The organism is Citrobacter sp., from assembly GCF_050252275.1.
Lineage (GTDB): Bacteria > Pseudomonadota > Gammaproteobacteria > Enterobacterales > Enterobacteriaceae > Citrobacter_A > Citrobacter_A amalonaticus.
In genome coordinates this window covers 1-6,335 of record NZ_JBFWLF010000266.1, presented here as the reverse complement: position 1 = coordinate 6,335, position 6,335 = coordinate 1, and the positions used below count along the sequence as shown (strand labels likewise).

The following is a 6,335-nucleotide window of genomic DNA, read 5'->3' as shown; positions in this document are numbered from 1 at the left end:
TAGTCATATATTCCACCAGCTATTTGTTAGTGAATAAAAGGTTGCCTGTAAAATTACAAAAACCTTACGCAGCGTCAAGCGGAATCGTGTCAATCATTGCGACAAATCAATCCTCTGTACAAGCTTTGCACGGCTGACTCGCCTCACTCTTCCATTGGGCTTGAAACCACATGGGGGCGGCGCCCCGAATTTTAAAGGGCAACTGAGATAAAAATGTGATTCGCATCACGATTCACAAGCTGCCATTTCGCAAGGATCAAGTTTAGAACAAAAGTCTGCACTCAGGTGTTAATGTTTTGTTAGAATCTGTCGCGCAATGTCAGCGTCATGAAAAGTGAGATGTGAGCAAAATGGCGAACAAACCTTCTGCAGAAGATCTGAAAAAAAACCTGTCTGAAATGCAGTTCTACGTGACGCAGAATCACGGTACAGAACCGCCGTTTACCGGGCAGTTACTGCATAACAAACGTGACGGCGTCTATCATTGTTTGATCTGCGATGCGCCGCTGTTTACCTCCCAGTCCAAATACGATTCCGGCTGCGGCTGGCCGAGCTTCTACGAGCCGGTAAGTGAAGAGTCGATTCGTTACATCAAGGACTTTTCACACGGTATGCAACGCATTGAAATTCGCTGTGGAAACTGCGATGCGCACCTGGGGCATGTCTTCCCCGATGGTCCGCAACCCACCGGCGAACGCTACTGTGTCAATTCAGCTTCTCTGAGCTTCATCGACGACGAAAACGGTGCCCAGACGAAAGGTTGAAAAAACGATTCAGCAAATTATTCCATAGGAGCGGACTTATCATGAATCTTGATGAGATAATTAACAGCATGACGCCGGAAGTGTATCAGCGTTTATCCACCGCCGTTGAACTGGGAAAATGGCCGGACGGCGTCGCGCTGACCCCGGAGCAAAAAGATAATAGTCTGCAACTGGTGATGCTCTGGCAGGCGCGCCACAATACGGATGCGCAACATATGACGATCGACACCAATGGGCAGATGGTGATGAAGAGCAAACAGCAGCTGAAAGTGGATTTCGGCATCACGCCAGAACCGATTGCGACATTCAAATCCTGATAGCGCACCGTGGAAGCCCGGCATTCTGTCGCTCTGCCGGGCTAACGCGGCGGATTATTTTTTATTCAGCATGGCTTTCAGGTCGGCGAAAGGGTTGTACGTGGCTTCGCCGACGCTCTTTTGCGCATCCTCGCCCGCTACAACCGTGGAACCATACTGGTCGGCTTCCGTATATTTGGAATGCTCATGATCGTGGCAGTACAGGCACAACATTTCCCAGTTGCTGCCATCTTCCGGGTTATTGGAATGATCGTGATCGATATGGTGCACCGTCAGTTCGCGAAGGTTTGAGTAAACAAACTCGCGGGAGCAGCGGCCGCAGACCCACGGGAAGAGTTTCAGCGCCTTTTCCCGGTAACCTACTTCCAGACGGGCGTAATTTTTAGGGATAAAAGCCATACAATCCCATGCCTCCAGTTGAAAATGAAACGATGCGTCAAACGCTGACGCAACGGGTTGGGGCCATCATAACCGATCCCGTTTCGTGTGACACACCCCATCCCACCGCTTACGAAAAAAATGCCCCATGCGGACATGCAGGGCATTATTCGCATTGGACGGAGCGCGTTTCCGTATGTGTCCAGACAACCCAGAAATGCGGATACGACAGATACGCAGTGCAAGAGGCATTCTGCCAACAAGAGTTTACTACTGTATGAGAAAAAGAAGCAGGCAGGCACTTTATCGTTGGATTACTGGCCATAGTCCATTGTGGTTCGTATGCTGGGTAACTGGTGTTATACCTTATATGCTGTTACTCCAGATACATTTATCAGCTCATACATTTTATTTTGAAAAACAAATCAGTTTGCCTACGGAAAACTGGATTCAGCTAATTATCGAGTTTCTATTTCTGATTTATATTCCAGTCTGTCTGGTTGCTATCGCTAATACTGCGATTCAATATAAAAACTTTCATTTATGGCGTTTTTTTGCCTTCCTGCTTTTTGCTAAGGGGGGTGAAATTTACTTCGATTTTCTTATGGGAAAATGGCCACTCGGGTAACGTAATACTCAGTGGCCAGCAAAACAGACTGTTAACGCTGAGTTTCTTCCCAGTCAGCGAGGGTATACAACGTAGCGCCTGCGGCTGCCATCTCCATAAAGGCATGGGCACTGTCCTGCGACTGAATGTTCACGCCGCGACAGCCATCGGTAATGACATTCACCGTATAGCCCAGTTGCAGCGCATCCAGCACCGTAAACCTGACACAATAGTCGGTGGCCAGTCCCATGACGATCAGTTCATGCACGTCATGCTGGCGAAGCCACGCGTCGAGTCCGGTTTTCTGCCGACGTCCGTTATCAAAAAAAGCGCTGTAGCTGTCGACCAGCGGATTCTCGCCCTTATGAAAAACGGCGTCTATTGCCTTGCGGTCCAGCAACGGATGAAACGCCGCGCCGTTGGTATTCTGCACGCAGTGATCGGGCCAGAAGGTTTGCGGCAAGCCGTTGAGTTGCCCCTGGCTGTAAGGTTCTGCCTGATGCTGACTGGCGAAGCTCCCGTGGTTCGCAGGGTGCCAGTCCTGGCTTGCGAGGACCGCATCACCACGGGTCTGGCACCATGCTATCAGCTGGTTTGCGATATCAACGGTGCTGTCGCCCTCCGGGACCGCCAGCGCGCCGCCGGCGCAGAAATCGTTTTGTAAATCGACCAGTAACAGCGCACGGTGTGTCATTCATCCTCCTTAGTCGTCCGGCGTGAGTTCGCCACGCAGGTTTTGTGTCATCGCCTCGCGAATCGCATCCGTATCCAGCCCTTTGCTGAGCAGATAATGCAGTTTGGTCAGGGTTGCTTCAACGGTCATATCCGCACCGCCAATGACGCCAGCATGCGCCAGGGCATTGCCGGTGGCATAGCCGCCCATGTTCACTTTCCCCGACATGCACTGCGTGAGGTTCACAACCACGATGCCGCGCTCGCTGGCTTCGCTAAGTTCTTTCAGGAACTCTTTATTTTGCGGCGCATTGCCGACGCCGTAGGAACGCAGAATTAGCGCTTTTACCGGCTGGCGCAGGAAGTTGCGCACCACATCGGCGGAGATACCCGGATAAATGGTGACGACCCCAATGGGTTGTGGCGTGATCGGGTGAACAATCAGTTCGCCTTCACTACGGGGAGCCGGCGGCGTCCCCAGACGGCGGATGTGGATACCCGCTTCCAGCAGCGGCTGGAGGTTAGGGGAGGCGAAAGCGTCAAAACCGTCGGCATGCGCTTTTGTCGTGCGGTTGCCGCGAAACAGACGGTTGTTAAAAAACAGCGTGACTTCGTTGATCGGATAATTTGCCGCGACGTAAAGCGCGTTGAGAAGATTGATTTGTCCGTCAGAACGCAGCTCCGCCAGCGGGATTTGTGACCCTGTCACAATCACCGGTTTACCCAAATTCTCCAGCATGAACGAGAGCGCAGAGGCGGTAAACGCCATGGTGTCGGTACCATGTAGGATCACAAAACCATCGTACTCATCGTAATGGGTTTTGATGTCATCGGCGATATGCTGCCAGTCTTCCGGCGTCATATCTGACGAATCCATCAGCGGGGCATATTCATGAATGGTGAAGTCGGGCATTTCAGGACGATGGAATTCAGGCATCAGCGCCAGCTGGCGCTGAAGGTGTCCGGAGACAGGAATGTAACCCTGTTCGGAGCGCTGCATACCAATGGTCCCGCCGGTATAGGCAACGTAAATCGATTTCTTCTGCATGGCTAGTATCTTGTCGCTCAGAGAAAACGCCCTCTTCGCAGGAAGAGGGCGTGAGGATTAACGGACGTTCGCGCAGGTCAGACAGAACGCATAACGGTTTTGCGGATCGTTGAACGCGGCGAGCTTATCGCCTTCCGCTTTGACCGTACTGGCCGCTGAGGCCAGCGGCGCAGGGAGCATCGCCTGAATCGCCTGCGGCAGCATGGCGCGGACAGAACCTGACATACCGTCCATGATCATATCGAAGAAGGTTGGCTCATCCTGATAATAGTCGATATGCCACTCTTTGAGTTTCGCCAGTTCAGCCGCTTTAGCCACCGCATCATCGAAGTCACCCAGACTGTCGACCAGGCCGTTCGCTTTGGCGTCCTGACCCGTCCAGACGTGGCCCTGTGCGATTTTATCAATTTGCTCAGGTGTGGATTTACGCGCCTGCGCCACCAGGGTGATAAAGCGCTTATAGCCATTCTCAATGCTCAGTTGCATCATTTGCTGCGCTTCTGGCGGCAGCGCTTTGGTGACAGAAATATCCGCCAGCGGCGAGGTCGCCACGCCATCCGTATGAACGCCAATGGAATCAAGGCTGTTTTCGACGGTGTTAATCACCCCGAAAATACCGATCGAACCGGTCAGCGTGCTCGGGTTGGCCACAATGTAACTGGCAGGCGTAGAGATCCAGTAGCCGCCAGAGGCGGCCATTCCGCCCATCGATACGACCACCGGTTTACCGGCAGCACGTGCAGCGGCCAGTTCCGAACGAATCACTTCCGACGCCGTCACGCTACCGCCAGGGCTGTTGACGCGCAGAACGATGGCTTTCACTTTCGGATCCAGGCGCGCATCGCGAATCTGCGAGGCGGTGGTATCTCCGCCGACATTCCCCGGTGTTTCTTCACCATCCATGATGGCTCCGTTGGCAAAGACCACGCCAATGGAACTGCCCGTATCCGCAGGCGGATTAAGCGTGTAATCGTAGTAGCTGATCGCGCGATAGTTATTCTCTGCCTTACTCCAGCCAAACTGTTTCGTCAGCGCTTTTTCCACTTCGGCGCTGGAAAGCAGGGCGTCGACCAGTTTGCTGTCGAGCGCATACTTCGCCGTATCGCCATCCGCTTTCGTCAGCGCATCAAGTACGCCCTGAGCGCCAGGGAAGACCTGCTCAGCCGGGATTTGACGGTTGGCGGCAATGGTATTCAGGTAGTTCTGCCACAGTTCGCCAATCCAGCGGCTGTCTGCTTCCCGCGCCGCAGGCGACATGTTGTCACGAATAAACGGCTCGACGGCAGATTTATAAGTGCCCACGCGGAACACATGCGTCGACACTTTCAGCTTATCCAGCAGGGATTTGTAATACAGTCCGTTAGTGGCAAAACCGTGGATATCAACGGAACCCTGCGGCGAAAGCCAGATTTTATTGGCGAAGCTGGCAAGGTAATACTGACCCTGACTAAAATTATCGCCAACGGCATAGACTGGCTTACCGCTGTCGCGGAATTCACGCAGCGCTTTACCGATATACTGCATTGACGGCTGATCGGCACCGGCGAAGTTTTTCAGGTCCATCACAATACCGGTGATATTGCGATCGTCTTTGGCCTGACGAATGGTATTGACGATATCGAACAGGGAGTTTTCCTGTAAGCGGTCGGAACTGGCACCCAGCAGTTGACGGCTGAGAGCGCCAAGACGACTGGTACTGGACGGCTTATCGACGATCACCCCGGAAATATCTAACATTAGGGCACCGCGACCGACTTTATCGCTGGTGTTATTGCTGCTGACCTGCATCCAGATCCCGACACCCACCAGGACAAGGAAGATAAAGAACAGGTTAAGCACCATCTCGCGGACAAAATTAAGCAGTCGCCACGTCCATTTAAAAAAACCGGCAATGAATCGCCACAGGGTTCGCATGTATTCTCCCTACCGTTACCAATACTACGCCTGGGTCAGGCGTATGAGATGTGGCTATCCTAATGACCCTGCCGTCTCTTGTCAGCAGGAATCACTGTCGGCGCTGTAACAAAATCTGCTCTCGTGTTAATTTTGTGAATATTCACCCTGACAGGAGTTAACCAAATGGATGCACTTGAATTACTTGTTAACCGCCGTAGCGCTTCTCGCCTGGCCGAGCCTGCACCTGCCGGTGAGCAACTGCAAAATATTCTCCGTGCGGGCATGCGCGCGCCGGATCATAAGACCCTGCAACCGTGGCACTTCTTCGTTATCGAAGGCGAGGGGCGCGAACGCTTCAGCGCGGTGCTGGAAAAGGGGGCGATTGCCGCCGGAAGTGATGAAAAAGGGATCGAAAAAGCGCGTAGCGCTCCGTTTCGCGCGCCTCTTATCATCACCGTGGTCGCAAAATGCGATGAAAATCATAAGGTCCCGGTCTGGGAGCAGGAAATGTCTGCAGGCTGTGCAGTGATGGCGATGCAAATGGCGGCTATCGCACAGGGCTTCGGCGGGATCTGGCGTAGCGGAGCCTTAACCGACAGTCCGGTGGTGCGCGACGCGTTTGACTGTCGCCCACAGGATAAAATTGTCGGTTT

The 6,335-nt window shown here is 53.1% G+C and carries 7 protein-coding genes; 3 read left to right on the top strand and 4 right to left on the bottom strand.

Features of this window, described 5'->3' with window-relative positions:
* Positions 1-350: 350 nt before the first annotated feature.
* Positions 351-764 carry a peptide-methionine (R)-S-oxide reductase MsrB gene (gene msrB, locus AB7E14_RS18875; RefSeq protein WP_043000920.1) on the top strand — a complete coding sequence of 138 codons (414 nt, stop codon included), beginning with the start codon at positions 351-353 and terminating at the stop codon, positions 762-764.
* Between the two features lie 41 nt (positions 765-805).
* Positions 806-1,081: a YeaC family protein gene (locus tag AB7E14_RS18870; RefSeq protein WP_043000919.1), complete on the top strand. Its 276-nt coding sequence runs from the start codon at positions 806-808 to the stop codon at positions 1,079-1,081.
* A gap of 54 nt (positions 1,082-1,135) precedes the next feature.
* On the opposite strand, the gene yajD is transcribed toward AB7E14_RS18870, so the two are convergent.
* The 4 genes from yajD to sppA form a co-directional block, all read right to left on the bottom strand.
* A complete protein-coding gene (yajD, locus tag AB7E14_RS18865; protein WP_042319478.1) occupies positions 1,136-1,480 on the bottom strand; it encodes an HNH nuclease YajD in 345 nt (114 codons plus the stop codon).
* Positions 1,481-2,118: 638 nt separating this feature from the next.
* Positions 2,119-2,760, bottom strand: a complete 642-nt coding sequence (gene pncA / locus AB7E14_RS18860; protein WP_316962238.1) for a bifunctional nicotinamidase/pyrazinamidase — start codon at positions 2,758-2,760, stop codon at positions 2,119-2,121.
* A 9-nt stretch (positions 2,761-2,769) separates the two neighbouring features.
* Positions 2,770-3,786, bottom strand: coding sequence for an asparaginase (gene ansA, locus AB7E14_RS18855; protein ID WP_044327834.1), 1,017 nt, complete (start codon positions 3,784-3,786; stop codon positions 2,770-2,772).
* 57 nt (positions 3,787-3,843) lie between these two features.
* Positions 3,844-5,700, bottom strand: coding sequence for a signal peptide peptidase SppA (gene sppA, locus AB7E14_RS18850; RefSeq protein WP_316962239.1), 1,857 nt, complete (start codon positions 5,698-5,700; stop codon positions 3,844-3,846).
* 165 nt (positions 5,701-5,865) lie between these two features.
* On the opposite strand from sppA, the gene AB7E14_RS18845 reads away from it, so the two are divergent.
* Positions 5,866-6,335: NAD(P)H nitroreductase (locus AB7E14_RS18845; RefSeq protein WP_428169789.1), on the top strand; the 470-nt coding region annotated here is incomplete at its 3' end.

What these genes read in the sequence shown, in the direction of transcription:
- msrB (WP_043000920.1), top strand. Translation starts at nt 351, where the DNA reads ATGGCGAACAAACCTTCTGCAGAAGATCTGAAAAAAAACCTGTCTGAA.
- AB7E14_RS18870 (WP_043000919.1), top strand. Translation starts at nt 806, where the DNA reads ATGAATCTTGATGAGATAATTAACAGCATGACGCCGGAAGTGTATCAG.
- yajD (WP_042319478.1), bottom strand. Translation starts at nt 1,480, where the DNA reads ATGGCTTTTATCCCTAAAAATTACGCCCGTCTGGAAGTAGGTTACCGG.
- pncA (WP_316962238.1), bottom strand. Translation starts at nt 2,760, where the DNA reads ATGACACACCGTGCGCTGTTACTGGTCGATTTACAAAACGATTTCTGC.
- ansA (WP_044327834.1), bottom strand. Translation starts at nt 3,786, where the DNA reads ATGCAGAAGAAATCGATTTACGTTGCCTATACCGGCGGGACCATTGGT.
- sppA (WP_316962239.1), bottom strand. Translation starts at nt 5,700, where the DNA reads ATGCGAACCCTGTGGCGATTCATTGCCGGTTTTTTTAAATGGACGTGG.